General features: G+C 61.2%; 22 protein-coding genes, 1 tRNA gene and 2 pseudogenes. 10 read left to right on the top strand and 15 right to left on the bottom strand.

Features of this window, described 5'->3' with window-relative positions; translation table 11 throughout:
- The first annotated feature begins 80 nt into the window (after nt 1-80).
- The gene (locus tag P1U55_RS01095; RefSeq protein WP_301045618.1) at nt 81-1,880 is read left to right on the top strand and encodes a serine protease; all 1,800 of its coding nucleotides are present in this window, start codon (nt 81-83) and stop codon (nt 1,878-1,880) included.
- A 97-nt stretch (nt 1,881-1,977) separates the two neighbouring features.
- Here the strand turns inward: P1U55_RS01095 and P1U55_RS01090 are convergent, their stop codons facing one another.
- The 3 genes from P1U55_RS01090 to efp form a co-directional block, all read right to left on the bottom strand.
- Complete coding sequence (locus P1U55_RS01090; protein WP_301045617.1) at nt 1,978-3,426, bottom strand: TrkH family potassium uptake protein; 1,449 nt, start codon at nt 3,424-3,426, stop codon at nt 1,978-1,980.
- Between the two features lie 86 nt (nt 3,427-3,512).
- The gene (gene purU / locus P1U55_RS01085; protein ID WP_301045616.1) at nt 3,513-4,397 is read right to left on the bottom strand and encodes a formyltetrahydrofolate deformylase; all 885 of its coding nucleotides are present in this window, start codon (nt 4,395-4,397) and stop codon (nt 3,513-3,515) included.
- Between the two features lie 278 nt (nt 4,398-4,675).
- Nucleotides 4,676-5,239 (bottom strand): elongation factor P, encoded by a 564-nt coding sequence (efp, locus tag P1U55_RS01080; RefSeq protein WP_301045615.1) that lies wholly within the window; start codon nt 5,237-5,239, stop codon nt 4,676-4,678.
- Nucleotides 5,240-5,454: 215 nt separating this feature from the next.
- Here efp and P1U55_RS01075 point away from each other — a divergent pair, with 215 nt between their 5' ends.
- The gene (locus P1U55_RS01075) at nt 5,455-5,775 is read left to right on the top strand and encodes a DUF6280 family protein (RefSeq protein WP_301045614.1); all 321 of its coding nucleotides are present in this window, start codon (nt 5,455-5,457) and stop codon (nt 5,773-5,775) included.
- A gap of 111 nt (nt 5,776-5,886) precedes the next feature.
- Here the strand turns inward: P1U55_RS01075 and P1U55_RS01070 are convergent, their stop codons facing one another.
- From P1U55_RS01070 to P1U55_RS01060, 3 genes are all read right to left on the bottom strand, one after another.
- Complete coding sequence (locus P1U55_RS01070; RefSeq protein ID WP_301045613.1) at nt 5,887-7,101, bottom strand: hypothetical protein; 1,215 nt, start codon at nt 7,099-7,101, stop codon at nt 5,887-5,889.
- Between the two features lie 200 nt (nt 7,102-7,301).
- Complete coding sequence (locus P1U55_RS01065; RefSeq protein ID WP_301045612.1) at nt 7,302-8,672, bottom strand: TolC family outer membrane protein; 1,371 nt, start codon at nt 8,670-8,672, stop codon at nt 7,302-7,304.
- Between the two features lie 54 nt (nt 8,673-8,726).
- Nucleotides 8,727-9,380, bottom strand: coding sequence for a protein-L-isoaspartate O-methyltransferase (locus P1U55_RS01060; RefSeq protein WP_301045611.1), 654 nt, complete (start codon nt 9,378-9,380; stop codon nt 8,727-8,729).
- A gap of 199 nt (nt 9,381-9,579) precedes the next feature.
- Here P1U55_RS01060 and P1U55_RS01055 point away from each other — a divergent pair.
- Nucleotides 9,580-9,653: transfer RNA gene (locus tag P1U55_RS01055), tRNA-Cys, on the top strand.
- A gap of 233 nt (nt 9,654-9,886) precedes the next feature.
- Nucleotides 9,887-10,762 carry a glycosyltransferase family A protein gene (locus P1U55_RS01050; RefSeq protein ID WP_301045610.1) on the top strand — a complete coding sequence of 292 codons (876 nt, stop codon included), beginning with the start codon at nt 9,887-9,889 and terminating at the stop codon, nt 10,760-10,762.
- Nucleotides 10,763-11,205: 443 nt separating this feature from the next.
- Here P1U55_RS01050 and P1U55_RS01045 read toward each other — a convergent pair.
- Nucleotides 11,206-11,586, bottom strand: a pseudogene (locus P1U55_RS01045) (integrase core domain-containing protein); the annotation flags it as partial.
- Between the two features lie 643 nt (nt 11,587-12,229).
- On the opposite strand from P1U55_RS01045, the pseudogene P1U55_RS01040 reads away from it, so the two are divergent.
- Nucleotides 12,230-12,490, top strand: a pseudogene (locus P1U55_RS01040) (IS3 family transposase); the annotation flags it as partial.
- Between the two features lie 186 nt (nt 12,491-12,676).
- Here the strand turns inward: P1U55_RS01040 and P1U55_RS01035 are convergent.
- Nucleotides 12,677-13,276 (bottom strand): superoxide dismutase, encoded by a 600-nt coding sequence (locus tag P1U55_RS01035; protein WP_301045609.1) that lies wholly within the window; start codon nt 13,274-13,276, stop codon nt 12,677-12,679.
- Nucleotides 13,277-13,627: 351 nt separating this feature from the next.
- Between P1U55_RS01035 and P1U55_RS01030 the strand changes: the two genes are divergently transcribed.
- Nucleotides 13,628-15,121 carry a glycosyltransferase family 2 protein gene (locus P1U55_RS01030; RefSeq protein ID WP_301045608.1) on the top strand — a complete coding sequence of 498 codons (1,494 nt, stop codon included), beginning with the start codon at nt 13,628-13,630 and terminating at the stop codon, nt 15,119-15,121.
- A complete protein-coding gene (locus P1U55_RS01025) occupies nt 15,118-16,173 on the top strand; it encodes a glycosyltransferase family 2 protein (protein ID WP_301045607.1) in 1,056 nt (351 codons plus the stop codon). The genes P1U55_RS01030 and P1U55_RS01025 overlap by 4 nt, the downstream gene beginning before the upstream one ends.
- A gap of 9 nt (nt 16,174-16,182) precedes the next feature.
- Here P1U55_RS01025 and P1U55_RS01020 read toward each other — a convergent pair whose 3' ends face one another.
- The 6 genes from P1U55_RS01020 to P1U55_RS00995 all read right to left on the bottom strand — a co-directional run bounded on the left by P1U55_RS01020 (nt 16,183) and on the right by P1U55_RS00995 (nt 22,418).
- Nucleotides 16,183-16,761: a sarcosine oxidase subunit gamma gene (locus P1U55_RS01020; protein ID WP_301045606.1), complete on the bottom strand. Its 579-nt coding sequence runs from the start codon at nt 16,759-16,761 to the stop codon at nt 16,183-16,185.
- Entirely contained in the window at nt 16,754-19,750 is a 2,997-nt protein-coding gene (locus tag P1U55_RS01015; protein WP_301045605.1) for a sarcosine oxidase subunit alpha family protein, read from the bottom strand. Before P1U55_RS01015 ends, P1U55_RS01020 begins: the two co-directional genes overlap by 8 nt.
- Nucleotides 19,747-20,070: a sarcosine oxidase subunit delta gene (locus P1U55_RS01010; protein ID WP_301045604.1), complete on the bottom strand. Its 324-nt coding sequence runs from the start codon at nt 20,068-20,070 to the stop codon at nt 19,747-19,749. The genes P1U55_RS01015 and P1U55_RS01010 overlap by 4 nt, the downstream gene beginning before the upstream one ends.
- Nucleotides 20,071-20,182: 112 nt before the next feature.
- A complete protein-coding gene (locus P1U55_RS01005; protein WP_301045603.1) occupies nt 20,183-20,635 on the bottom strand; it encodes a hypothetical protein in 453 nt (150 codons plus the stop codon).
- Nucleotides 20,636-20,707: 72 nt separating this feature from the next.
- Nucleotides 20,708-21,040 (bottom strand): hypothetical protein, encoded by a 333-nt coding sequence (locus P1U55_RS01000; RefSeq protein WP_301045602.1) that lies wholly within the window; start codon nt 21,038-21,040, stop codon nt 20,708-20,710.
- Nucleotides 21,041-21,173: 133 nt separating this feature from the next.
- Complete coding sequence (locus P1U55_RS00995; RefSeq protein WP_301045601.1) at nt 21,174-22,418, bottom strand: sarcosine oxidase subunit beta family protein; 1,245 nt, start codon at nt 22,416-22,418, stop codon at nt 21,174-21,176.
- A 179-nt stretch (nt 22,419-22,597) separates the two neighbouring features.
- On the opposite strand from P1U55_RS00995, the gene ccmI reads away from it, so the two are divergent.
- Genes ccmI through P1U55_RS00980 form a run of 3 tightly spaced genes read left to right on the top strand, consistent with a single transcriptional unit; the run spans nt 22,598 to nt 24,563 of the window.
- The gene (gene ccmI / locus P1U55_RS00990) at nt 22,598-23,860 is read left to right on the top strand and encodes a c-type cytochrome biogenesis protein CcmI (protein WP_301045600.1); all 1,263 of its coding nucleotides are present in this window, start codon (nt 22,598-22,600) and stop codon (nt 23,858-23,860) included.
- Nucleotides 23,857-24,330: a Holliday junction resolvase RuvX gene (gene ruvX / locus P1U55_RS00985; protein WP_301045599.1), complete on the top strand. Its 474-nt coding sequence runs from the start codon at nt 23,857-23,859 to the stop codon at nt 24,328-24,330. Before ccmI ends, ruvX begins: the two co-directional genes overlap by 4 nt.
- Nucleotides 24,327-24,563: a DUF1289 domain-containing protein gene (locus P1U55_RS00980; protein WP_301045598.1), complete on the top strand. Its 237-nt coding sequence runs from the start codon at nt 24,327-24,329 to the stop codon at nt 24,561-24,563. Before ruvX ends, P1U55_RS00980 begins: the two co-directional genes overlap by 4 nt.
- Nucleotides 24,564-24,585: 22 nt before the next feature.
- On the opposite strand, the gene dusA is transcribed toward P1U55_RS00980, so the two are convergent.
- The gene (dusA, locus tag P1U55_RS00975) at nt 24,586-25,578 is read right to left on the bottom strand and encodes a tRNA dihydrouridine(20/20a) synthase DusA (protein ID WP_301045597.1); all 993 of its coding nucleotides are present in this window, start codon (nt 25,576-25,578) and stop codon (nt 24,586-24,588) included.
- Nucleotides 25,579-26,067 lie beyond the last annotated feature (489 nt).

Raw genomic sequence — 26,067 nt, 5'->3', positions numbered from 1 at the left:
CTGTTGCGCCTGCTATCTTGTCACAAACGCAAACGGGCATGGCATTTCACGGCCCGCAGATGAATAGGACGTTTCTCGCAATGCTGCATTTTGCTTCACGCATTTTTATTGTTTTTACCCTCGCCTTCACGACCCTGCTGATAGCACCGCGCCCGGCGGAGGCGCAAAGTACCGTTTGGCTGCAAGTTGAGGCGCAGCCAACCCTTGCCGAAGCCGAGGCCCGCGCCCGCGCCTATGCCGCCGCTTTCCCCAATATCTCGGGCTTCCGGATGCGCTCTGGCTGGTATGCAATCGCCATTGGGCCCCTCACCCGCGCCGACGCCGACCGCCAGCTTGCTGCCCTGCGCCGTGAGCGGCTGATCCCCGGTGATAGCTTCATCGCCTTCCCGCAGGACTTTCGCCAGCAGTTCTGGCCCGTTGGGGCCAGCACGCTCAACGATGCGCCGATAACGCCCGCCACCACCCCGGATGCAACCGCCATGACCGCCGCCGCCGAAGCAGGCGAAGCGCAGGTGGTGGCCGAGCCTGAGCCCGCGATCCCCGCCAACCTGCCCGATGAAACCCCGCGTGAGGCGCGCCGCTCGGAAGCGCAACTCACCCGTGCTCAACTGATGCAATTGCAAGAGGCCCTGAAGTGGGAGGGCTTTTATGACGGCGCGATTGACGCCGCCTTTGGCCGCCGCACCCGTAACTCCATGGCCGCCTGGCAAGAGGCACAGGGGATCGAGCCAACCGGCATCCTCACCACACAGCAACGCGCCCGCCTCATCGCCGCCTACCGCGCGCCGTTTGATGCGCTTGGCATGGCGCAACTGGTGGATGACCGCGCAGGCATCCAAATGCTCGCCCCGATGGGTGCGGTCGCCTTTGACCGGATCGAGCCGCCTTTCGTTCACTACAAAAGCACCACTGAGGATGACATTCGCCTGATCCTGATCTCTCAGGCCGGCGACCAGAACACCCTGTTTGGCCTTTATGACATCATGCAAACCTTGGAGATCGTGCCACCCGTGGGCGAGCGTGATCGCCGGGACCGCAGCTTTACCCTCACCGGGCAAAGTGCCGATCTGCACAGCCACACCCATGTCGTGCTCACACCGGGCGGGGTGAAGGGCTTTACCCTGGCCTGGAAGCCCGGAAATGCCCGTGTGATGGGCCGGATCGTGACCGAAATGCGCGAAAGCTTCACCCCCACCGCCGCCGTGCTGCCTTACAGCGCAGGCGACGGGGGCGAGGACCAGCGGATAGATCTGATGGCCGGGCTGGAAATTCGCACACCCGAGGTTTCACGCTCTGGCTTTTACGTCGACCAAACCGGCAGCGTGCTCACCACCACCGATGTGCTCGGCACCTGTCGCCGGGTGACGCTCGACAGCGACGTGGAAGCCGACGTGACAGCAAAAGACGACACGCTCGGCCTTGCCCTGCTCACCCCCCGCACCGCGCTGACGCCGCTGGAATACGCGCATTTCGCCCATGCGGTTCCGCGCCTCAAATCAGAGGTCGCGGTGGCTGGCTACTCCTATGAAGAGGTTCTCTCGCTGCCCACCCTCACCTATGGCACGCTGGATGATATTCGCGGGCTGGAAGGGCAAACCACCATGCAGCGCCTCGATGTGCCCACCCTGCCCGGTGATGCCGGTGGCCCGGTGTTTGATGCCTCTGGCGCGGTGCTTGGCATGTTGCTGGCCCGTGATGACAGCGGCGCACGCAAGCTGCCCGATGCGGTGCAGTTTGCCGCCAATGTGCCCGCGATCGCTGAGTTTCTGTCGTCCAACGGGCTGTCTCCCGCCGTCGCGGATGATGCCACCGCAATGGCCCCGGAAGACCTGATGCTGCGCGCCGAAGACATCACCGTGCTGGTAAGCTGCTGGAAATGAACCCGGGTGGCTCCGCAAGCGGAGTCACCGTCCTTCAGCCCCGCAAAACCTAAAGCGCCAAGCCAAAAGCTGTGATTCAGGTCATTGGCGGCACGCTTTAACCGCGCCAGAAGGTCACCGTGAAAAGCGCGTAGACGGAAAGCACCTCCAACCGCCCCACCAGCATTCCGGCGGTCAGCAGCCACTTTGCGGTGTCATTCAGGGTGGAAAAGTTGCCTGCCGGGCCAATCGTGTCGCCCAAGCCGGGGCCGATATTGGCAATCGCCGTCGCCGCGCCTGAAACCGAGGTGGTAAAATCCAGCCCCGTGAAGGTGAGCAACACAGAGAGCCCGCCAAGCGACACCACGAAGAACACGAAAAAGCTCATCACCGATGAAAGCACGTCCTGCCCCACCGGGCGGCCATCGTATCGCGGGGTAAATATCCCGGAGGGCGAGTGGATCTTTTGGATTTGCGAGCGGATCGAGGCAAACAGCAGTTCGTAGCGAAAGATCTTTACCGAACAGGCCGTTGACCCGGCGCAACCACCGATCAGGCCGATGAAAAAGAACATCACCACCAGAAAGCCGCCCCACTGCATGTAATCCACCGAGGAATAGCCCGTGCCCGACATGATCGAGGTGATGTTGAACAGCGCCTCGCGCATCGCCTTCTCCCAGTGATGCGGGAAGATCGAGGTCAAAACCAGCGTTGTCACCAGCACCAGAAGGCCGATGATCGCCAGAAACACCCGCACCTGGCTGTCGCGCCACAGCGGCACGGCGGAGCCGTTGATCAGCTGCACGTAACGTACAAAAGGCAGCGCCGCGAGGATCATGAAGATCGAAGCCGCATACTCGGACGGGCCGGAAAACTTGCTGAAGCTCGAGTCATAATTGGAAAAGCCCCCGGTCGAAACCGTGGTGAGCGCATGCACCACCGCATCAAACCCCTGCATGCCAAGGAACAGGTAGGTGATCATGCAGGCCAGGGTTATGCCGATGTAGATCACCGAAATCTGCGCCGCGATCTGGGTGGCGCGTGGCAGGATCTTCCCCATCGTCTCAAAGGCTTCGGAGCGAAATATCTGCATCCCGCCCACCTTCAACTCGGGCAGGAACACCATCGCCACAACGATGATCCCGATGCCGCCAAGCCATTGCAGGATACCGCGCCACAACAGGATGCCACGCGGGAGAGTATCAAGGCCGGTAAAAACCGTGGAGCCCGTGGTGGTCAGCCCCGACATCGACTCAAAGTAGGCATCCACAAAGCGCGCCTCTGTCGCGCCGAACACAAACGGCAGCGAGGCAAACAGGGGCAATACCGTCCAGACCAGCGTGGTCAACAAAAAGGTCTGCCGGATCGTCAGCCCCTCCCCCGTGCCATTGGCGCAGGCCAGCGCCAGCAACCCACCGGTCAGGATGGTAATCACCGAACTCTCAAGAAATACCGGCCACTGGCCGTTCCCCATGTAGAGGTCCAGCCCCATGGGCAGCAGCATCATGAGGCCAAGAACAGCCGAAAGAAGGCCAATCACATAGCCAACGGGGCGCATATCGAACATGGTCAAACGGTTGGCGTGGGGGGGGCGAAGTGTCAAGCGGTGCAATGCATCCCTGCGCCGCTCTCGCTCTCTTCTGGCGGTCCCCCCTACCCCATCCGCTCCGAGGCATAGCCCCCCGGACTCGCCGGGAATACCACCGTTTTGGTGCCATTCAGCAGCACCCGGTGGTGGATATAGGCGTGGATGGCCCGCGCAAGGACCTGCGCTTCCACGTCCCGGCCAAGGCTCACGTAATCGGCCGAGCTTTGCGCGTGGGTCACGCGCACGGTGTCCTGCTCAATGATGGGCCCTTCATCAAGATCAGCCGTCACAAAATGCGCCGTCGCCCCGATCAACTTCACGCCACGCTCAAACGCCTGCTTGTAGGGGTTGGCGCCTTTGAAGCTTGGCAAGAACGAGTGGTGGATATTGATGATCCGGCCAGACATTTGCTGGCACATCCGATCCGACAGGATTTGCATGTACCGCGCCAGCACGATCAGTTCGGCCCCGGTATCCTCGACCACCTGCATGATCTGTGCCTCAGCCTGCGGCTTGTTTTCCTTGGTGACCTTGATGTGATGGAACGGGATATCGTGGTTCACCACAACCTTCTGGTAATCCATGTGGTTGGAGATCACCCCAACAATCTCGATCGGCAGCGCCCCGATCCGCCAGCGATAAAGCAGATCATTCAGGCAATGGCCAAACCGCGAAACCATGATGAGCACCTTCATCTTGTGCGCGTCATCATGAATGGCCCACTCCATCTCAAAGGCCCGCGCCACCCCTTCAAACGCCTCGTGCAGCGCCTCCGGGGTCTTGCCCGCCTCCGAAACAAAGCTGGTGCGCATGAAAAACGTGCCCGTGCCCGGATCATCAAACTGCGCACTGTCGGTGATGTTGCAGCCCTGCTCGGCCAGAAAGCCGGAAATCGCCGCCACAATGCCACGGGTCGAGGGGCAGGTGACTGTCAGGGTGTAGGTGTTCATCAGGCAATCCTTCATCCGCAGGGGTGTTGCCTCGCCAATAGCACCGATTTTAGGAGGGTCAATCAGGCCGGGGCAACCATTGGGCCCTGTTTTGTACCTTGCAGGACTTTTGCGCCTTGCAGGACCTTGCAAAACCCCACCGCCGCCGGTCTGAACCCCCCGCGCCCATCGCCAACACCGCCAAAAGCGGCAGCAAATCCGGGTGCGTCGCTGTGGCACGTCGCGTCAAGTAGCGAAATGTTTAGCCGTTTTCACGCGTTGATCGTCACGGGGCAAGCTCAGGCGCGCTCGGAATATTCCATCGTTTCGGTGTTGACGACGATGTCTTCATCCTGCCCGACGAACGGCGGAACCATCACCTTCACACCGTTGTCCAGCACCGCCGGTTTGAAGCTGTTGGCCGCTGTCTGGCCCTTCACCACCGGCTCGGTTTCCACCACCTTGCAGGTCACCTTCTGCGGCAGCGAGGCCGACAGCGCCTCGGCATCGTAATACTCGATCACCACGGTCATGCCATCTTGCAGGAAGGGGCGGCGATCCCCAAGGATATCCGACGGCAGTTCGATCTGCTCAAACGTGTCATTGTCCATAAAAACAAGCATCCCGTCGCTCTCATAGAGAAACTGCTGGTCCTTCTGTTCGAGCCGCACGCGCTCCACCTTGTCAGCCGAACGGAAGCGCTCGTTCAGCTTGGAGCCGTTGCGCAGGTTCTTCATCTCGACCTGGGCAAATGCGCCGCCCTTTCCGGGCTTCACATGATCCACCTTCACAGCGACCCAAAGGCCATCGTTGTGCTCCAGGATATTTCCGGGGCGGATCTCGTTTCCGTTGATCTTCGGCATGTGGCAGACCCTTGTGAAAAACTTGAAAGCGGTTGGGCGGCACCTATATCTTGACCCTGAATGGCTGACAAGCCGACGACGGCAAGTAAGAGGTGACGCATGGTTATGCACCGGGTGCATGGCTGCCATTCCCCAGGCGGCATATCGAATCGCGGGAAAACCTTCATATTCGGCCCCACGCCATATCCGAAGATCAAGAACAATAAGGAAATCGCATGAACGACTTTGTCGACGGCACGGCATTCAACCACGAACAAGGCTCCCGCGCTCGCAAGCTCTTCGCAGCTGTGGTGCTCGCCGCCTTGGATGATGCCATTGCGGATGACAAGAAATACGGCAACGGCCCCGAGCAGATCGCGCGTTGGGCGCGGTCGCGTGATGGCCGTGAAGTCCTGAGCTGCGCCGGGATCGACCCTAACGAGCGGGTTGTGAGCGGGCTCATGGAATTTGTCGGTAAAGGTGTTCGCACCTCTGTTGCGCTGTCGCGCGAAGAAAGCGAACGTCGCCAAGCCGCCGAACAGGCCGAAGCCGCCTGATCTTCAGTTTCTTTCTCTATCGCAAATGAGAAACGCCGGCCCTGGGGGACCGGCGTTTTTCATGTCTGGACCTTTTTCATCTCTGGACCACCGAAAACGGGGCGCAGGGCCTCAGCGAATGCCGCGGGTTTCCAGAGCGCGCTGTATTTCGCGGCGCACCAGCTTGCGCACATTTTGAGTAATGCGCTCGCCGAGAGCACCCCGAAGCTCTTCGCGCACGATCCCAGACACCAGTTCAGTGAGCCGGGCTTCATCAATCAGCGCGGCCTCGCCGGGCAATGGATCGTTCAGCGCGGCCGCCAGGGCCGCCTCGTCAAGGCCGTCCTCGGCCTCATCAAGCGCAGGCTCCCACGCAGGGCCGTCATCTTCATCAAGCACCTCGCCCGCACCCACCGCCTCAGGCGTGGCCTCTGCCGCCGCTCGGGGGCCTGTGTGCACACCCAAATCATAGGCGGCGAGTGCCGGATCTTCCGCATCGGCAGGCTCCGGGTGGAGCCGCGCCACAGGCTCTACCGCATCGCGCGCGGCAGCGTGGAAAACAAAGTCCTGAGGGGCGTCCACCTCTTCGGTGGCAGGCTCAACTGCCGGGTCTGGCAACGCCTCCCCTTCAAGCGCGTTCGGGGCCTGTGACGCCCTGTGCCACGCCTCCTCCGACTCGCTCAGTGCCTCATCCCCCTCTGCCTCGGGCAGAGCGGCGTCACCACCAAGCGTGGCGTGTTCCAACGCGTCGACCTCCCCCGCCATTTCCTCAGCGGCAGCAGAGGCTTCACTCGCCCCACGGGAGCGCATGAACAGTATCTGCCCGGAGGGCACATCCGGTGTGGAAAGGTCAATCACCCCGTCTTCGCCCTCAGCGTCAGACGGCCATTCAAATTGTTCCTCACCTGCGGCGATCTCTGATCCATCCGGCTCGAAATCACCGCCCTCGAAGGCCGCTTCCAGCTCTTCGACCCGCATTTGCAGGTCTTGATCTTCCTCATCGGCAGCGGTGTCCGCCAATCCAGGCGCACCTTCAGCCTCAACGGCAGCGGCTGCCCAGGCTCGGTCCAGGGCTGTTTCATCGCTGGAGGCCTCGCCGCTGGCGTTGGATTCCGCTACAGCACCCGCATCCATGGCCTGCTCACCAGTCGGCTCAGCCTCTGCCGCCGTCTCTTCCACCCGCAAGGCAGGGGTCAGGACCAGGGCATTGTCGGTCGCTTTAGCGGTATTTGCGGCGTCCGGCGTCGTGGCCTCTGCCTCGGCGGGGCGGCTCTGCTTTTCAGAGACCAGCCGGCGAATCGACGACAGCACATCCTCAATTTCGACATTCGACATCGGATCAGCCATGATCGCCCCTCGCCCCGTATTGCGCCATCTCAGCCCACTTTACTCTGCCCACAGGGCAACAGCGCCCTCCCCTGCCCCTGCTTTTTGGCGGTCGTGGCGCAAGAGACACGCCACGACCGGCAGAGCCAGCGCAGGCTGGCAAAAGGTTACTGTCTTGAAGCTCTGCGCACAACAGGCAGCGCGGCAAGGGCGCGGCGCGGTTACTCCTTGCCCAGCCGTTCCAGCACCCGGTCAAGCTGCTGGCCCTGCTTGGAAAGCCCCGCAGGCGCGGATTTGACCGCATTGTAATATGCGGCAGGATCATAGGTTTGGATACCAAGGCGCAAATGCTCCACTGTCATCAAACCCATCGCAGAAAGAAGTGAATAAAGTGCTACGTATTGTCCGGAACGCGCCGAAATACGGGTGCTGCGGGCATCAAGCAGGTCTTGCAGCGCATCCAACACATCCAGCGTGGTCGCGGCGCCAAGCTGCTGCTCCTCCTGCACCCCCCGATAGGCGACATTGGCGGCCCTGATCTGCTGGTCCGTTGCCAGAAGCTGCGCATTGGCAACCCGCAGGTTTGCCCAATAAACCCCGACGAGCTGTTGCACGTTGTGGGTGGTGCTGAGCAACGCCGCACGAGAGGAATCACGGTTGGCCTGCGCCTTGCGCTTTAGCGCCGAGAACTTCCCGCCGCCATAGAGCGGCTGGGTCATCGCGACCCCGTAAGAGGATTCGTCGTTGCCATCGTGGTCAAACTTCAGGCTTGCGGAGGCGTTGACCGAGAACTTCATCGCCGCTTCAGCCTGCTTCACGGCCAGTTCGGCGGCAGCCACCTGGTGCTGGGCCTGCCGGATCAGCGGATGGGTGCGCACGGCAACAGCCTGTGCGGCATCAAGGCTGGCGGGAATTTTGGGCAATGCGGGCGGCGGAGCCAGCCCCTTTGGGTAGCTGCCCACAGCAACCCTGTAGCTCTCGCGCGCCACTTCCAACGTGCCGGCTGCCGCCGCAAGGCTTGATTTTGCCGCAGCGAGCTGTGCCTCGGCCTGCGCCACCTCGGTGCGGGTGACTTCGCCCACCTCAAACCGGTCCCGCGCGGCGCGAAGCTGTTGCGTGGTGAGCCGCACGTTGGATTGCTCCAAGGCAAGGGTTTCAGAGGCTTCCGTTACATCCATGTAAGCGGTCAGCGCCGCAAGCAGCACCTGTTGCTCGTAGTTCATCAGCGCTTCACGGGTCGCCAGAACCGCTTCCTTGAGCCCTTCGACAGAAAGCCGTGTCACGCCGCTATCATAAAGCGTCATCTCGGCGGCAAGCGCCACGCTGCCGCTGAGGTGATGCCTTGCAAGGGCGCTCGACGACGCGGCGGCAGTAAAGGAAATCACCGGTCGCAGAGAGGAATAGGCAATCGCCACATCTTCATCTGCCGCCCGCAAGACCGCACGCTGCTGATCAAGAATGTGGGAGTGCCGATAGGCGGTGATGAAAGCATCCGCGAGGGTTTCGGCACTACCGGCAGCGGGGGTCATGACAAGCCCCGCCGAAATGGCTAAAACGGTCGCGCGGCGTTTCAACCCTGCAAACATGCTCATCCTCATCTCACCTTATCTTTTGTTCTGCGCCGTTATGGCGTCACCCGGCCTGCCCTAGAGGGCAAAGGCCGCCTCTTTCTCGAATCCTTTGAGCACCGGCGCCGCGGCATTGAAGCCCCAACGCCACACCAACCGATCCCCAACCCGTTGACCGATTTTTACCGTGCCCAAAGCACCATCCATCACCAATACAGCAATCCGCCCGCCATCTTTTAGCTGGGCCTCGATCGCCTCGGGCAAAACCTCGATGCCGCCTTCAACAATGATCACATCGTAAGGCCCATGCTTTGCGGCCCCCTCGGCAAGGGGCCCGGTCAGCACCACGGCATTCATCACACCTTCGCGCGCCAAGGTCGTTTCGGCCTCGCCCGCCATCGCTTCGTCTTCCTCAACGGCAACAACCGTGTCAGCCAGTTGCGCCAGAACGGCCGCCGAGTATCCAAGGCCACACCCCAGATCAAGCACCATCTCCTCAGGCCCGATATCAAGCGCATCGAGCATCTTTGCAAAGGTGCGCGGTTCAAGGATGACCCGCCCCGGCACAAGGTCAAGGTTATCGCCAAGATAGGCCGCCTCACGCTTGTCGTCGGGCACATAGACCTCGCGTGGCACGGCCTGCATGGCGTGGATAATGGGGAACTTGGTTACATCCGACGGGCGAACCTGCGTGTCGACCATCATTGTGCGGCGGGTGTCGAAATGGCTCATGGGAAGGGAAATCACCAGTTTGCTTGTTTGCAAGAGGAATTGCATGAAATGCCCGCCGAGGCAACACGGCCAATCAGCGCAACACCACACAATTCCATCCCTCCCGGTGCGCCCCCGCACGATTGCGCCACATAAGCCCCCGCAGGAGCCTTGCAGCACCCCGCTCAGTGTTGTATCTGGCCCAAATCAAACCACGGACGGCGAGTTGGCGGAGTGGTTACGCAGCGGATTGCAAATCCGTGTACACCGGTTCGATTCCGGTACTCGCCTCCATTTAAGATCAATGACTTAGACGGAAGCCAAGACGCCGCGCCCGCGCCGTCTAAATATTCTGCTTTTGTTCCGCCCTCTTTCGCTGGGCCTCAATGGCCCTTACGCGCTGCCGAACCTCTGTCTGACGTCAGCACTGATAATCACGCTCCACTGCAACATCTGCGCCACTTGCATTGCACTGGTCTATCGTGGTCTCTCGCTCCCAAATTCACTTTAGGAGCGCACTAGGCAAAATGTATGTCATTACTCTCTCAGCCATCCCATCGAGATTCGAACGCTTACAACCTGTCCTTGAAGCTCTGGTGGGACAGAATGCGCCTGCGGATCGTGTGATCCTCTACATTCCGAAGCGCTATCGGCGTTTCCCGGACTACGACGGTTCGCTTCCCCAAGTTCCGCGCGGCGTGGAGATCCGGCAGACTGACGAAGACTACGGGCCAGCGTCCAAGGTGTTGCACGCAATTAAAGACTTCCGCGACGAACCAGAAACAGATATTTTGTTCTGCGATGATGATTGCATCTATCTCCCCGATTGGTCGGAGAGGTTTTTGAAGGCCAGACAGAAACACCCCGATAACGCCCTGTGCACTTCGGGATGGAATCTCCCATTCTTCGATTTGGCCGGTGATCCCTACGCACCGCGCCCACGAGCCATCTCGACCCATCGCTACTTCAACCCCGGTTATACCATCCGGAAACTAGGCACGATGCTTCGTACGGGTCGCACGAAGCTTGGGCGTCATGAGAAGCCGTGGAGAAACCAGTATCTGCGCTCCGGATATGTAGATGTGGTTGAAGGCGTCGGGGGTGTGATGGTCCAGCCTCGCTTCTTTTCCGACGAAGTATTCGATATTCCCAAGGTGCTATGGGCCGTCGATGACGTTTGGCTTTCAGGGTGTGCGATGAAGAACGGCCACTCTGGCTGGGCCATATCGCATGGCGCGCGGTATCTGCATACCCAGCAGCGCCACGTCGATGCTCTCAACCAGGCTGTGATCGATGACGCCAACAGGTACGAGGCCAACAGACAATGCGCCCTCTACATGAAAAGGGTTCATGGCATCTGGGGCGGCGTTCAGGCGGGCGATGAAAATTTGGACGTTGCTTAGATTTGAGACGTGATTTTATGACTTCTGCCGCACAGCAGAATTGCAAGCGGTCGTAATGGGCAGCGCTAGGCGATCCTATCGCTCAGATTTGGCCGCCGCGATGATCTCTGATGCCACAGTTGAAGACCCCCACAAACCCGAAAGGTCGCATGAAGACCGGACCAGAAACGGGATGAATTCCAAACGGGACAATACAATCCCAGTTGGGGGCCACCCAGGGGGGTACTCCAGCGAACGACCGGTTTGGCGGGCCGCAACGCGGCATCCTAATTGGTTGGTCAATGGCAGCAGCTATGGGCTGAAAGCCGCTTCGGTCGCGCTAAATTTCAGTTATCTGCATCGGTATGCGTCCGCGTGAGTGACGGTGCCTGTCCGTCGTCAGGGTTTTTGGCACCAATGGCGGCGCAAACTAAGAGAGCGTTTGGCTCATCTGGTTGGTTTGATTACGCGGCGTTCTGGCGGTGATGCAAGCGTCGCGCTTCGAGTGTCTTTCGTTTGATCCTTTCCCTTTGTTTTAGAATGGCTTTGTCACGGCCGAAGTAGACGTCGGAAGGTGTGACGTTGTTGATGCTCTCATTGTAACATTGGTGATTGAAGTGATCGACGAAGGCTTCGATTTGAGCTTCGAGGTCACCCGGAAGGAAGTAGTTTTCCAGCAAAATGCGGTTCTTCAAGGTTTGAGGCCATCGTTCGATCTTACCTTGGGTTTGCGGATGATATGGCGCGTGTCCGTCGTCAGGGTTTTTGGGACAGATGGCTGCCTTGATGACGATGAACGCAGGACGGGTGATCAGATCATGCGCCTTCAGCACCCGATACACAGTGGATTGCACCGCGTCCGGCACGGCTGCCTGCTTATGTTCAGCAATCAGAAACGCGGTGTAGAGGATCCGAACTTGGCACGCGAAAGTTAACTGGACTCGTCATACTGCGTCACAAGGGCGTAGGACCTCCAAAGACCGCTACGGTCCTGGCTCACGATAACTTACGTTGTAGCGTAATTATCAAAATTTTGCGCTTCAGCGTAAATTTCACACCGATTTCTTGCTTTGTCCTCAAGGTCGATCAACACGAGGCGATGCACAAAACTAGCAAAGTCGCTTTGCAAGCCCACTGGCACGCCCTGTCGACGCCTTCGTGCTCAACGCATCTAAACCAAGTCGTCAGCTCCCCCAGTTAACGCTCGCGCCATATCCGCTTCCTCGTGCTCGTGGCAGGTCCGTGCGCCCGGGTGAGAGTCCAAGCAGCTGCTGAACGGCACGCACGAGCGAAAAGATACCCTTCTTCGCCGGCAGGCTCTGACCGAGCTCAAGGAGGATTGATCAGCAGACTGCTTCCAGTGTCGCGCATACGGCCGTCACGGAGTCCTCAGCGTCATCTTCCGCGTTCCGGATTGCGCGGTCGATATCGCGGCTGACACTCCCAAAATCCAGCGCTGTGGTCTTGTCAGCAATGGCGATAGCGGCATCGGAGCGCCACGCCTGCCGAACTCTGGGCCAGCACCAATCCACACAACGCGAGGTCCCGCGAGGCCAAGCTGATAAAGAACGGCTGACCGTGAATGTGATCGATCTGGCCCGGCAATATGGCCGCTATGGCTATCGGGTGATGGCTGGTGTGCTGAACAATGCCGGCTGGCATGTGAACCATAAGAGGGTTGAGCGGATATGGCGGCGCGAGGAACTGAAGCTCCCAGGAAAGCAGAGAAAGAGGAGGCGGATATGGCTGGACCCCTTTGGGGATAGGTGCAGTCCGGCCCTAAGCCCGTTTGTGCCCCACAGCCAGTTGCAGGACTACTCTTTCGTCTCTGTCGTCTGCCTACGCGCAGGCGACCAACCCAGCCTCGCGATACCGGAGCAAAGGAAAACGCCCACCGAAAAGGTGGGCGCTCAGACCTCTTGAAAACTGCCGCTCTTACATGCGCGAGGCGACGTTTTCCCAGTTGACCAGCTTGTCGAGGAAGTTGCTCAGGTAAGCCGGGCGTTTGTTGCGGAAATCAATGTAGTAGCTGTGCTCCCACACGTCGCAGCCAAGCAGCGCGGTTTGGCCAAAGCAGAGCGGGTTCACGCCGTTCTCTGTTTTGGTCACCTTGAGCGAACCGTCGCTGTCTTTCACCAGCCAGCACCAGCCCGAGCCGAACTGGCCTGCACCTGCGGCGGAGAACTCTTCCTTGAATTTGTCGACCGAACCGAAAGCCTCTTTCAACGCAGACTCAAGCTCACCGGGCATACCGGCGTTGCCGGGGCCCATCATCTCCCAGAACTGGGTGTGGTTCCAGAATTGCGAGATGTTGTTGAAGATGCCGTTCTGCGCCACGGAGGAGGCATCATAGGTGCCCTTGATGATCTCTTCGGCAGATTTGCCTTCCCACTCGGTCCCGGCGATGGCCTTGTTGCCGTTGTCAACATAGGCCTTGTGGTGGATATCGTGGTGATATTCGAGGGTTTCCTTGGACATGCCATGCTCGGCCAGTGCGTCATGGGCGTAAGGAAGATCGGGAAGTTCGAAAGCCATTGGAGCCTCTCCTGTCTGTTGAATGCGCTTGTGGGGATAAAGAGCACGGTGGCGGGCAAGGTCAAGGGCTGGAGGGGCAGATTGGGCGGCAAATAGCCGGGAAAGGCCCGGAAACGGTGGCTAGAATTGTCAGCGGAGCGGAAACAACGCCGTAAGCGGGGGGTGACTTCACCTCTATCTAAGGTATGCTGAGAGAAACCCGGCCATCAGCGCCGGGAGGGTCTGCTGGCCGCTGTTGTGCCTCTGTTAACTTTGCAGGACTAGGCTGAAGGCCAGCACCACGCACGAGGTTTGGGCCGCACAGGCAGGCCCATGAGCACAGGGGAGCCCGCGCCAAGGGGGCAGCAGCCGATGAGTGACGGCGAGACATCCAAATTTACCATCCTGTCGATGATGAAGGACGAGGGCCACTGCTTGCTGGAGTGGGTCGCTTACCATCGTCAGGTTGGTTTTGATAACATCTGCGTTTACACCAACAACTGCAACGACGGCTCTGACAAGATGCTGAAACGGTTGGAGGAATTGGGTTATTGTCATCACTATGACAATGAGGTGCCAGAAGGCAAAAAACCCCAGCCCAACGCCCTGATGCTGGCGATGAAAAACGAGCAGGTGCTGAACTCTGAGTGGATCCTCACCATGGATGCCGATGAGTTTGTTTCAATCAAATGCGGCCGTGGCAAGATTTGGGATCTGGTGGAGCAACTGCCCGCAGATACCGATGCAATCAACATCACCTGGCGGTTTTTTGGCTGCAACGATGTGGTGGATTGGAACCCCGGCCTTGTCACCGAAAGCTACACCCGCGCCGCGCCGGACCGATTTCGCAAGGGCTGGGGCGTCAAAACGATGTTCAAGCCGTTTGAGGAGATGAAACTCGGCATCCACCGCCCGCATATGAAGGGTGCCAAACGCCTGCCCGAGCGCGCGCAGCAGATGCTTGAGCAAAAGTGGGTCAACGGCTCTGGCGAGTATGTGGACAATGAGTTCAATCTCTCCGGCTGGCGCTCGAACGGCAAGTCGCTGGGCTATGATCTGGTCGAGTTGAACCACTACGGCGTAAAAAGCTACGAGGCCTATCTGCTGCGCCGGATGCGCGGCAATGTGAACAACAAGGCCGACAAGTATAACGCCGGCTACTTCGCCATTTTCGACCGCAACGAGATCAAGGCCACCAACGCCACCCGCCATGCCCGCGCCACCAAGCGGCTCATGGAAGCTATGTTGAAGGATGATGAACTGCGCCGCTTGCAGGAAGAGGCGCTGATCTACCATTACCACCGGGTTGAATCGCTGCGCCACACCGGCGAATACGATCAATGGCTGGAAGAGCTGCGCGAAGCCTCCGCCATCCCGATCGACAAGCTGAACGAGGTGCTCTTTACCAAACACCTGCCCAAGATCTGGCAACAGAAGATCAAGGAAATGCAGGAGGCCGGGGTGCCTGATCGGGAGATCGCGCTGCTGGTCGCGGGCACCAAAAACGCCAAGATGCGCGTAAAAAACGAGCGGGAACAAGCCCTTGCCGCCGCCGCTGGCGAGGGAGAGCAGGTCGAAGACCGGATTTCCGACGAAGAGGCGATCCCCGAAGAAACCCGCGTTCTGATCGAACAGAAGATGCGTGAAGGCCATGCCGAAATGGCCGCCATGCGCGCCGAAAAGGCCGCCACTGCGAGCAAATCAAGCAAAAAGGGTGAAACCGCTGCCACCCGGATTGGGGGTGCGCCCCCAAAAAGGTCACGCTCCGCCTCGCCAGCCGAGGCCGGAGCGACCCCAGCGAAGAAACGGGTCCGGGTCAGGATCCTCAGCGACACCCCGATCAAGGGAAGGCCCCCCGCCGAATGAACAAGCACGCCCCACAACGCAAGATGGTCCTCACCGCGATGAAGAACGAGGGGCCTTATCTGCTGGAGTGGATCGCCTATCACAAAATGATCGGCTTCACCGATTTCCTCATCTATTCAAACGATTGCAGCGACGGCTCGAACCTGATGCTCAACCGGTTGGACCAGCTTGGCGTGATCCGCCACTTTGACAATCCGCTCGGGCCAAGGATGGATCCGCAGCGCGCCGCCTATAGCCGCGCCAACAAGGACGCATTGGTGCGCGAGATGGATTGGCTGGCGGTGATTGATGCCGATGAATTCCTCAATATCCATGTGGGCGATCACTCGATTGACGCGCTGGTTGAGGCCTGCCCGCCGGGCACCGAGGCGATCTCGCTGAACTGGCGGTTCATGGGCTCAAACGGCCATGCCCATATGGCGCCAGACGAGCTTGTCACCGAGCGGTTTACCCAAGGGGCCACCCTGCTGGAGCCAGAAAACGGGCTGTGCTGGGGCTTCAAAACCGTGTTTGATCCAAAGCGGTTCGGCTATTTCGGCGTGCATCGCCCGAAGTTCGAGAAAAAGACCGAGATCGTGCCGGGAATGCGCTGCTGGGTGAATGGCGGCGGGGAACGGCTGGATGACAAGATCCTTGAAAAAGGCTGGCGCTCAAACAAGCACAACGTGAGCTACGAGTTTGGCCAGGTGAACCACTACGCGATCAAGAGCCGCGAGGAGTTTTTGCTTAAACGCCTGCGCGGCACCGCCAACTCCAAAAACACCGACCGGATCGATATGGGCTATTGGCACAAGAATGATCTGAACGCCTGCGAAGACAGCTCGATCCTGACAGATGGCCTCGCCGAAGCCGTGGCGGAGCTGCTGCGCGATGATGACCTCGCCGCGCTGCATCGCGCCTGCCTTGAGACCTGCCGACGCTCGATCGAGTATCAAATGCAGGACCCCAAGCTCGCCCACTTCATCGAAACCGGCGAGTATGAGGAAGAAGAGACGGACGAGAAAAAAGAGGACGGCAAGAAAGATCGAAAGAAGGACGAAAAGGCCGCCTAAACCTTTGACCTATATGGAGAAATAGCCAACCTCGCCACCCGGCTCCGAGGCCTCTTTCAGCAGGTCGAACGCATAGTCTGCAACCGAGCGGAAGCAGATCAGATGCGCCGTTTCCTCGGCTTCAAACCAGAAGGCGGCGGCGATCTGGCCTAGGTGGGTGCGGCGAAACTCTCCTGACGGCAGGGTCTCGGGCGAAAGGTCAGCCGGGGTAAGCTTGGCTAGCATGTCGCGCAGATGAGCGCCTTTGAGCGTAAAAGCCGCGCGCATGTCAGACACATCGGCAACAAGCGCGTGCTGCGTGGCCAGCGCCTCTGCCAGCGCCGCTGTGCGCTCGGCGGCCTCGGCCTGGGGCACGAATAGCAACAGCTCATCCGGCGAAGCCCATGCAGCGCCGCCATCTAGGCCACCTTCGATGCGGCGGGCGGCGGGCATCCCCTGCCCTGTTGCCGCTTCAACGGCCTCTGCCACGGTGGCATTGGCGAGGTCGCCGCGCAGGGCGATCATGCCGGTTGGCGCCACCTCGGTGAACGAGACATAGCCCTTGAACCCGGCCCCACCGAGCGGGGTGTGCAAACGCGCTTCAGACATTTTGTTTCTCCCCTTCCGGGTCATAGAGCACCGGATCAACCAGCTTGGCCTCTATGGTTGAGCCATCAACCTTGTTGAACTTCAGCACCTCGCCCATGCGGTCCGGCCCATGGCGCACAAGGCCCATGGCGATGCCGCGCCCGAACGTGGGCGAATGGTAGGTCGAGGTGACGCGGCCTTGCGTGTTGCGCTGGCCGTTCTCATTGGCGCCCTCGTCCAGCGCATAGGCGCCGTCGGGGAGCGTGGAACCATCAAGGGTTTGCAGGCCGACCAGCTTCCAACGATCAGGATCGGCCATATGGCTGCGCTCCTGTGCCCGTTTGCCGAGGAAATCCTCCTTCTTCTTGGAGATTGCCCAGTGAAGATTAAGATCCTGCGGGATCACCGTGCCATCAGTCTCATCCCCGATCATGATGAAGCCCTTTTCGGCCCGCAGAATGTGCAGCGCCTCGGTGCCATAAGGGGAGATGCCCCATTCAGCGCCTTGATCTACAAGTGTTTTCCACAAGGCGAGGCCCTGGTTTGCGGGCACGGCGAGCTCATAGCTGAGCTCACCCGAGAAGCTGATGCGATAGGCGCGCACCGGAAGGCCAGCAAGCTCCCCCTCCACCCAGCCCATGAACGGCAGCGCCTCTTTGGAGACATCAAGGCCGCCGAGTTTTTCAAGCAATTTCCGGGCGTTGGGGCCAACCACGGCGATCTGGGCGTAGGCTTCGGTGAGGTTGGCGGTGTAAACCTGCCAATCCCACCACTCGCATTGCAGCCAATCCTCCATATGGGCATGGATGTGATCGGCGCCGCCGGTGGTGGTGTGGACCAAGTAGCTGTTTTCGCTGAGCTTTGCGACAACGCCATCATCGATCAGGAAGCCGTTTTCGTTGCACATCAGGCCATAGCGGCATTTGCCGGGTTTCAGGGTGCTCATCATGTTGGTGTAAAGCATATCAAGAAACTTGCCCGCGTCGGGGCCTTTGACGAGGATTTTGCCGAGGGTGGAAGCATCCAGAAGTCCAAGGGATTCCCGTGTGTTACGGACCTCTCTTGAAACAGCTTCTTCGCGGGTTTCGCCCGGTTTCTTGTAGCAGAAGGGGCGGCGCCATTGGCCGACGGGCTCGTAATCGGCGCCGTGGGCATCATGCCAGGATTGGATCGGCGTTTTTCTCAATGGTTGGAAGGTGTTACCGCGTGCCGGGCCTGCGATGGAGGCGAGCGAGATGGGGGTGTAGGGCGGGCGGAAGGTGGTGGTGCCGGTCTCGGGAATCGGCTGGTTGAGCGCTTGCGAAAGCACGGCGAGGCCGTTGATATTGCTTAGCTTTCCCTGATCCGTTGCCATGCCGAGGGTGGTGTAGCGTTTGGTGTGCTCGACGGATTTGTAGCCTTCCTGGGCGGCCAGCTCGACGTCACTCACTTTAACATCGTTCTGGAAGTCCAGCCACATCTTGGATTTTTTCGCTTTTCCTGCCCCTTGCGGCATGACCCAGACGGGGGCCATTGGGCCTTCATCATCGTCGGTGGCGCTGGCGGCTTTGGGGGCGGTGACGCCGAGCGCGGCGGCAGCGGATTGTGCTGCGTTTTCAAGCACATCAGCGGATCGCATGGCGCCGGACGCAATGCCGGCGGTGCGGACGTATTGCGCGCCTTTGTCATCGGTCGGGAAACGGGTTTCATCGGGGTGGAAGTGGAAATAGTCGTTTGACCACAATAACTTACCACCACAATGGCTCCAGAGATGCACCACCGGGCTCCAGCCGCCGGACATGGCTAAGGCATCGCACGCTATGCTCTCGAGCACCGCGCCCTCACCCGCTTGCGCGCAGATATCAACGGATTTCAAGCGCTTGCCGCCTGAAGCTGAAGCGATGCCTTTGCCGGTTTCGACGCGGATACCGGCGGCTTTTACGGCCTCCACAAGGGGGCCGTTAACCATGGCGCGGGCGTCGATCACGGCGGGGACGGTGAGGCCCGCTTGGTGAAGGGACAGCGCGGTGCGGTAAGCATCATCGTTATTTGTGACGACCACGGTGCGATCACCGGGGCTGACGCCGTAGCTTTCAACGTAGTCGCGCACGGCCGAGGCGAGCATGACGCCGGGGGTATCATTGCCCGCAAAGCTGAGCGGGCGTTCCAGCGCGCCGGTGGCGGTGATGATCTGGCCAGTGCGGATGCGCCAGAGCCGGTGGCGGGGGCCACCAGTGGCTGGGGCGTGATCGGACACGCGCTCATAGGCGAGCGCATAGCCGTGGTCATATACGCCTGAGCCCATGAAGCGCGTTCGCAGGGCGACATTGGGATATTCTGTTAGCTTTTCAACGGTTTCGGCCACCCATTCGGCGGCGGTCTTGCCCTCGATCTTGACACCATCCACCACGGCACGCCCGCCCCAATGGGCCTCTTGCTCGATCAGCAGCACCTTGCGGCCGGTTTCAGCGGCGACCAGGGCGGCCTGAAGCCCGGCGATGCCGCCGCCCACGATCAGCAGATCAAGGTGGATATGAAAGTGCTCATAGCGGTCAGGATCGCCCGGTTCGGTGGGGCGGCCAAGGCCCGCGCTTTTGCGGATGATCGGCTCAAACAGGTGTTTCCACGCGGCGCGGGGGGCCATGAAGGTCTTGTAATAAAAGCCTGCGGGCAGAAAGCGGGAGAGTTTGCTGTTGATCGCGCCAATGTCAAAATCAAGGCTGGGCCAGTGGTTTTGCGACTCGGCGATGAGGCCGTGAAACAGCTCGGTGGTGGTGGCGCGTTGGTTTGGCTCAAAACGAGTGCCCTCGCCCAGACCGACCAGCGCGTTAGGCTCCTCCGCGCCCGAAGCGACCACGCCGCGCGGGCGGTGATACTTGAAGCTGCGGCCCATCAAGAGCTGGTCATTTGCGAGCAGAGCGGAGGCGAGGGTATCGCCTTCAAACCCGTGCAAACGCTTGCCATTGAAGGTAAATTCAACCTGGCGGGCGCGGTTTAACCGGGTGCCGCCCGTGGCGAGACGGGTGCTCACTTGAAGCCCTCCCACGCGGGGTATCGGGATTTGATCGCCGCGATCACATCGGCGGGCGGCTCATGGGCTTGGGCGGGATAGGTGCCAAACACCTCCAGCGTGGCGGTGTGGCGGGCGGCGATGAACCATTTGCCGCAACCCATGGCATGACGCCACCGCTCAAAATGCACGCCTTTCGGATTTTTGCGCATGAAGAGGTAACGCTCAAACATCTCGTCACTGTCGCCGGGGCCGGAGCGGGTAAGATGGGCCTCGCCACCGTTAACAAGCTCACTCTCGCAGGCCTCGATCCGGCAGGCGGGGCAGGTGAATTTCAGCATGGGCGTTTACCAGTTTGGAGCGGCGTTAATTGCAAAAAGCGAAGGGGCACAAGTAATGCACAAGCGATGCACACTCCATGCATACGCGTTTTTTGAAAGGGCGTTCGGTGGCTCAAAGCGTTACCCCGCCGTTCAGCCAGCGCAAAAACATGTCGCCAAAACCCCATTGCAGGGTGGCGACGGTGAGCAGCGCGACATTGAAGGTTGAGTTCAGATCGGCCCGCTGGTGCAGCGCGTCAAAGTTGCGCTCCTCGGTGAGGAAATCGACGACATAGCCCTCGGAGGGGATATCGGTTGGCTCGGTGCCCGAGCGCATGACCTCCAGCTCAACGCCAAACTCATGCAGCATCCGCTCGACCGAGCGTTGGCGGGCGAGTTCGACCTGAAGCATCCGGTCACTGAAGAACAGCACCGAAGCGGCAACGCCGAGAGCGCCGAAGCGGTGGAAGAGATCGGGGTTGAGTTGGCCGAGCACAGAGCCGAGCGTGCCAATCGCCCAAGCGGCGAGGCCCACGATGGCCATGGCACGGGCAAGACGCTGGTATCGGACGCGCTGCGCGGTCATGGCCGCGCCTGCGAAGTAAGGCGCGGCCATTCCCGAGTGGTGGCCCCCCGCTGTGCGAGGGAGCCGGGGGGGTTAGTTGCCTTCGGTTGCCGGGGCATCCGTTGCAGGTGCATCTGTTGCAGGTGCGTCAGGCGCAGGGGCATCTGCGGCGGGGTCATCTGCCGGGGCCGTCTCGGTGGGGGCGATATCGGTTGCGCCGCCGCCGTCGGGTTCGGTTTCGATGGTGACGGATGTATTGGTGTCTCCTGCCGGCGTGGTTGTGGTTGCGGTGTCATAGCCGAACAGGAAATAGGCGATGACGCCGACCGCAACGACGAGCGCCCCGACAATGAAGAAAAGCGTGCTGTTGCTGCCGCTGTCGCGGGCGGGTTGGCTATGGGGCGAACGATCATCGTGTTGGGCCATTGGGTGCCTCCTGTGCGTTTTCTCTCTGGAGCGTGCGCGCAGGGTACACGCGCCGCATTCCTGTGAGAAACACCGCGAGGGCGGGAGCGGTTCCCGAGCGGATTTGGGCTGAGCAGGGTTTTGCCGATGAACATCAGTGCGCCACCCCTGCGGCAACGCTTTCGTCGATGAAGCGGCCTTCGCGGAAGCGATCAAGCGAGAAGGCGGCGGTGAGGGGGGAGTGGCCCTTTGCCATGAGTTCGGCAAAGCCCCAGCCCGAGCCGGGGATCGCCTTGAAGCCGCCGGTGCCCCAGCCGCAGTTGATGAAGCAGCCGCCAAGCGGGGTGGCCGAGAGGATTGGGGAGCGGTCCCCGGTCATATCCACGATGCCGCCCCATTGGCGCAGCATCTTGAGGCGCGAGAGCATGGGGAAGGTTTCGATCAGGGCGCGGGTGGTTTCTTCGATATGGGAGAAGGAGCCGCGCTGGGTGAAGTTGTTGTGGTTGTCCGCGCCGCCGCCGATGACCATTTCGCCCTTGTCGGATTGCGAAAGGTAGCCGTGCACCGTGTTGGCCATGATAACGCAATCAAGCGCCGGTTTGATCGGCTCGGAGACATAGGCTTGCAGCGCCACCGCCTCGATCGGGAGCCGGAAGCCCGCCATTTCGGCCAGTTGGCCAGAGTGCCCGGCGACCACGATGCCTAGTTTGGAGCAGCCGATGTGGCCTTTGGTGGTGTCAACGCCGGTGACGGTGCCGCTGGCGCTGCGCACCCCGGTGACCTCGCAGGTTTGCAGGATGTGTATCCCCATGTCCGAGCAGGCCCGCGCGTAGCCCCAGGCGACCGCATCATGGCGCGCCGTGCCCGCGCGGGCCTGCCAGAGCGCGCCGAGAACCGGGTAGCGGGGGCCATCAATGTTGATGATCGGGGCGATTTCCCTGACCCGGCCGGGGGGGATATACTCGGTCGTTACCCCTTGCAGGGCGTTGGCCTGTGCGGTGCGCAGGTAGCCGCGCTTTTCATGCTCGGTCTGGGCCAGCATCATCACGCCGCGTGGGCTGAACATGACGTTGTAGTTCAGGTCCTGGCTCATGGTTTCGTAAAGGCTGCGGGCTTTCTCGTAGATCGCCGCCGAGGGGTCTTGCAGGTAATTCGAGCGGATGATGGTGGTGTTGCGCCCGGTGTTGCCGCCGCCAAGCCAACCCTTCTCGATCACCGCGACATTGGTGATGCCGAAATTCTTGCCAAGGTAGTAGGCCGTGGCCAGCCCGTGCCCCCCTGCCCCGACGATCACCACATCATAGTGCTCACGCGGTTCGGGGCTTTCCCAGGCCTTCTCCCATCCGAGGTGCTGGCGCATGGCTTCGCGGGCGATGGCAAAGGCGGAATAGCGGCGCATGGGCGGGTGTCTCCGGGGCGTGGCGTTCTCTTGGTGTAATGCCTTTCAAACGGCGTTTGCAATTGCGGCGTAGCGACCGGATGGCCCCCGATTGCGACCATGTGTCGGGGCGTGATGCCGCAGGGGCTGGCGGCGCGGGGCGCGGGGCGATACATCGGAGGGCATGAAACGGAGGGGTCATGGGCTTCTGGATAAGTGCATTTGCATTGGTACTGCTGGTGGTGGCGGTTTTGGCGCGGGCCATTCTGCGCGGCGGGCGCGGGGCGCAGGCCAGCGCGCAAAGCGGCGAGGTGCCCGAGATTGCCCTTTACCGCGAGCAGCTGGCCGCGGTTGAGCAGGATCAGGCCGCAGGCCGGGTTTCAGCCGAGGAAGCCGAACGGCTCACGCTGGAAATCCAGCGGCGCATCCTTGACGCCGACAAGGCCGCAAAGGCAGAGGCCAAGCCAAAGGCCGCTCCCGGTGGCACGAACCGTGGGCTGGTGGTGACGCTGGCGGCATTGCTGGTGGCCGGTGCGGGCGGGCTTTACTGGCAGCTCGGCGCCCCTGGCTACCCGGATATGCCGGTGGCCAAACGGCTTGGCGCGGCGCAGGAGTTTTACCTCACCCGCCCCAGCCAGGCGGTGATGATCGAGCGGATCAATAGCGAGACCGCCATGGCCGGGTTTGCTGACCCGGACGTTGACCCGGAATTCCTTGAGCTGATGGAAAAGCTGCGCCTCGCCGTGGAAACGCGCCCCGATGATCTGCGCGGCCATGAGCTGCTGCTGCGCAATGAGGTGACGCTGGGCAACTACGGCGCGGCGGCCATAGCGCAGCAAAATGTGATCCGTCTTAAGGGGGGCGCGGCAACGAGCGAAGATTTCCTGCTGCTCGCCCAGCTTTGGATCACCGAGGCGCGGGGCTATGTGAGCCCGCAAGCGGAGGGGGCGCTGAAAGAGGCGCTGAGCCGCGACGAAAACAACCTTGCAGCCCGGTATTACTGGGGCGTGATGCGCGCCCAGACCGGACGGCCTGATCTTGCCTTTCGCACTTGGCGCCCGCTTGCGGAGCGCGGCCCTGCCAATGCACCATGGATGCGCGACTTGCGCCAGCAGATCCAGGTGGCGGCACAGGATGCGGGCGTGGATTACCAACTGCCCGCCCTGCCCCCGATGGCGGGCGCGCGCGGCCCCTCGCAGGAAGATATGGCGGCGGCGGCGGATATGAGCCCCGAAGACCGCCAGCAGATGATCCGCGGCATGGTTGAGCAGCTCGAAGGGCGGCTGGCCGATGAGGGTGGCCCACCCCAAGACTGGGCCCGGCTGATCGGCGCACTTGGGGTGTTGGGCGATACCGAAAAGGCCAACGCTATCCTGACCGAAGCGCGCGCGGTGTTTGCCGCACACAGCGAAGGGCTGGCGATGATCGAGGCGGCAGCGGCACAGGCCGGGCTGGGCGAATGATCTGCGAGGACACCGCAGAGTTTGCCACCGCCCTGCCCCCACGCGGGGCCTTGGCGGGGCTTGATCTGGGCACCAAAACGATTGGCGTGGCGGTTTCAGACGGGTTGCGCAGCGTCGCCACGCCGCTTGAAACGATCCGGCGCAAGAAATTCACCCTTGATGCCGAGGCGCTGCTGGCGATCCTTTCCAAACGCGAGATCGCGGGCATCGTGCTGGGCCTGCCGCGCAATATGGACGGCTCAGAAGGGCCGCGCGCCCAGAGCACCCGCGCCTTTGCCCGCAATTTCGCGCGCTTGAGCGATTTGCCGATCGGCTATTGGGATGAGCGGCTTTCAACGGTGGCCGCCGAGCGGGCCTTGCTGGAAGCCGATACATCGCGCGCCCGGCGCGCCGAGGTGATTGACCATGTGGCGGCGGGCTACATCCTGCAAGGGGCGCTGGACCGGCTGCGCCATATGGCAACCGAATGACCGACGATCTGTGGAAACGCGACGAGATTGAAAGCCCCTGCGTGAATATCTGCGTGATCCAACCGGAGTCACGCCTTTGCACCGGGTGTTTGCGCTCGATTGACGAGATCACCCGCTGGGGCGCGATGACGCCGGAAGATCGCCAGGCGGTGATCGAGGCGCTTCCAGAGCGCAAGGGGCTGCTGACAAGGCGGCGCGGCGGGCGTGCCGGGCGGTTGAAGAACGGCGGCTAGGCTGGCGTTTCGGCACGGTTTATCAGGCGGCAAGAGAGCTTTCGGGGAGGGCTGTGAGGGCGCGGTCCAGCACCTCCAGCCCGGCGCCCTCACGGTGCGCCTCTTGTGACAGAACCCGCCGCCATGCCCGCGCACCGGGCCGCCCGGTGAACAGCCCCAGCATGTGCCGGGTGATCTGCGCAAGCTTGCCGCCCTGCGCAAGATGCGCGTCGATATAGGGGCGCATCGCCTTGACCACACTGGCGCGGCTGCGCCGGGTGGGGGGCTGGCCAAAAATCACCTCATCGGCGTGGAGCAGCAGCCCCGGATCGTGATAGGCCGCCCGCCCGATCATCACCCCATCCATCCCCGCCGCAAGCTGCGCCTCAGCCTCGGCCAGCGTGTTGATGCCGCCGTTGATGGAGAGGTGCATCTGCGGAAAGGCGGCTTTCATCGCGTGGACCAGCGGGTAATCCAGCGGCGGCACATCGCGGTTTTCCTTGGGGCTGAGGCCCTGAAGCCAGGCCTTGCGGGCGTGGACCGTGGCGCGGGTAATCCCGGTTTTCTGCAACATTTCAAGGAAGTGTGGCAGGGTTTTTTCCGGATCTTGCTCATCCACGCCGATCCGGCATTTGGCGGTGACAGGCACGTTGACAGCCTCGCGCATCGCGGTGAGGCACTCGGCCACCAGATCAGGCGACTTCATCAGCACCGCGCCGAAGGCCCCCGATTGCACCCGGTCCGAAGGGCAGCCGATGTTGAGATTGACCTCGCCATACCCCGCCTCCTCACAGAGCCGCGCCGCTGCTGCCAGTTCGGCAGGCTCGGAGCCGCCCAACTGCACCGCAACGGGGTGTTCGGCGGGATCAAACCCCAGCAAATGCAAGGCCCCGCCGCGCACCAGGGCCGGGGCCGTGACCATCTCGGTATAGAGCAGGGTTTGAGAGGTGAGTTGGCGGTGAAAGAAGCGGCAATGCCTGTCGGTCCAGTCCATCATCGGGGCGACGGACAGCCTATCTGATTGATATTTCGTCATATTTACAATATCACCAACTCATTGCGCGGCGGCATGCGCCCTCCACTTTGCGACCGATACGCCCCTTTTTGCCACGTATCGACCGCGTACTGCACAGATAGAGCACACGAAATGGCGACCATATCAACGCGTCCTTCCGGTTTCTGGTAGTTCCAGGTCAGCCGCAAAGAGCACGACATCGGTGAGCCCTTTCCGCGGCGCGGTGACGCGGAGCTTTGGGCACAGACCATTGAGGGCAAGATCAATCGGGGCGAACCTATACACACTTGCGCCGCCACAGCCAAGACATTCAAAGGTCTCGCAAACGTCGGGGAGCGCTCGTCAAGTTCACTCGTCAGTGTGCCAAGGAAGAGGCTCTCCCGCCTTTGTGCCGCCCCAAGGGCCGGTTTAGGCCACCCTTTGACCGCAGGCGACCAGGCTTTTCCAGGTGAGGATTGAGGATCGCCGCCGGGCCGGGCCGCCCCGCCAGATTTGACTGCCGGGCTGGGG

The sequence above is a fragment of the Vannielia sp. genome, assembly GCF_029212645.1.
Classification (GTDB): Bacteria; Pseudomonadota; Alphaproteobacteria; order Rhodobacterales; family Rhodobacteraceae; genus Vannielia.
The sequence above is the reverse complement of the archived record's forward strand: the minus strand, read 5'-3'. Positions and strand labels throughout refer to the sequence as shown.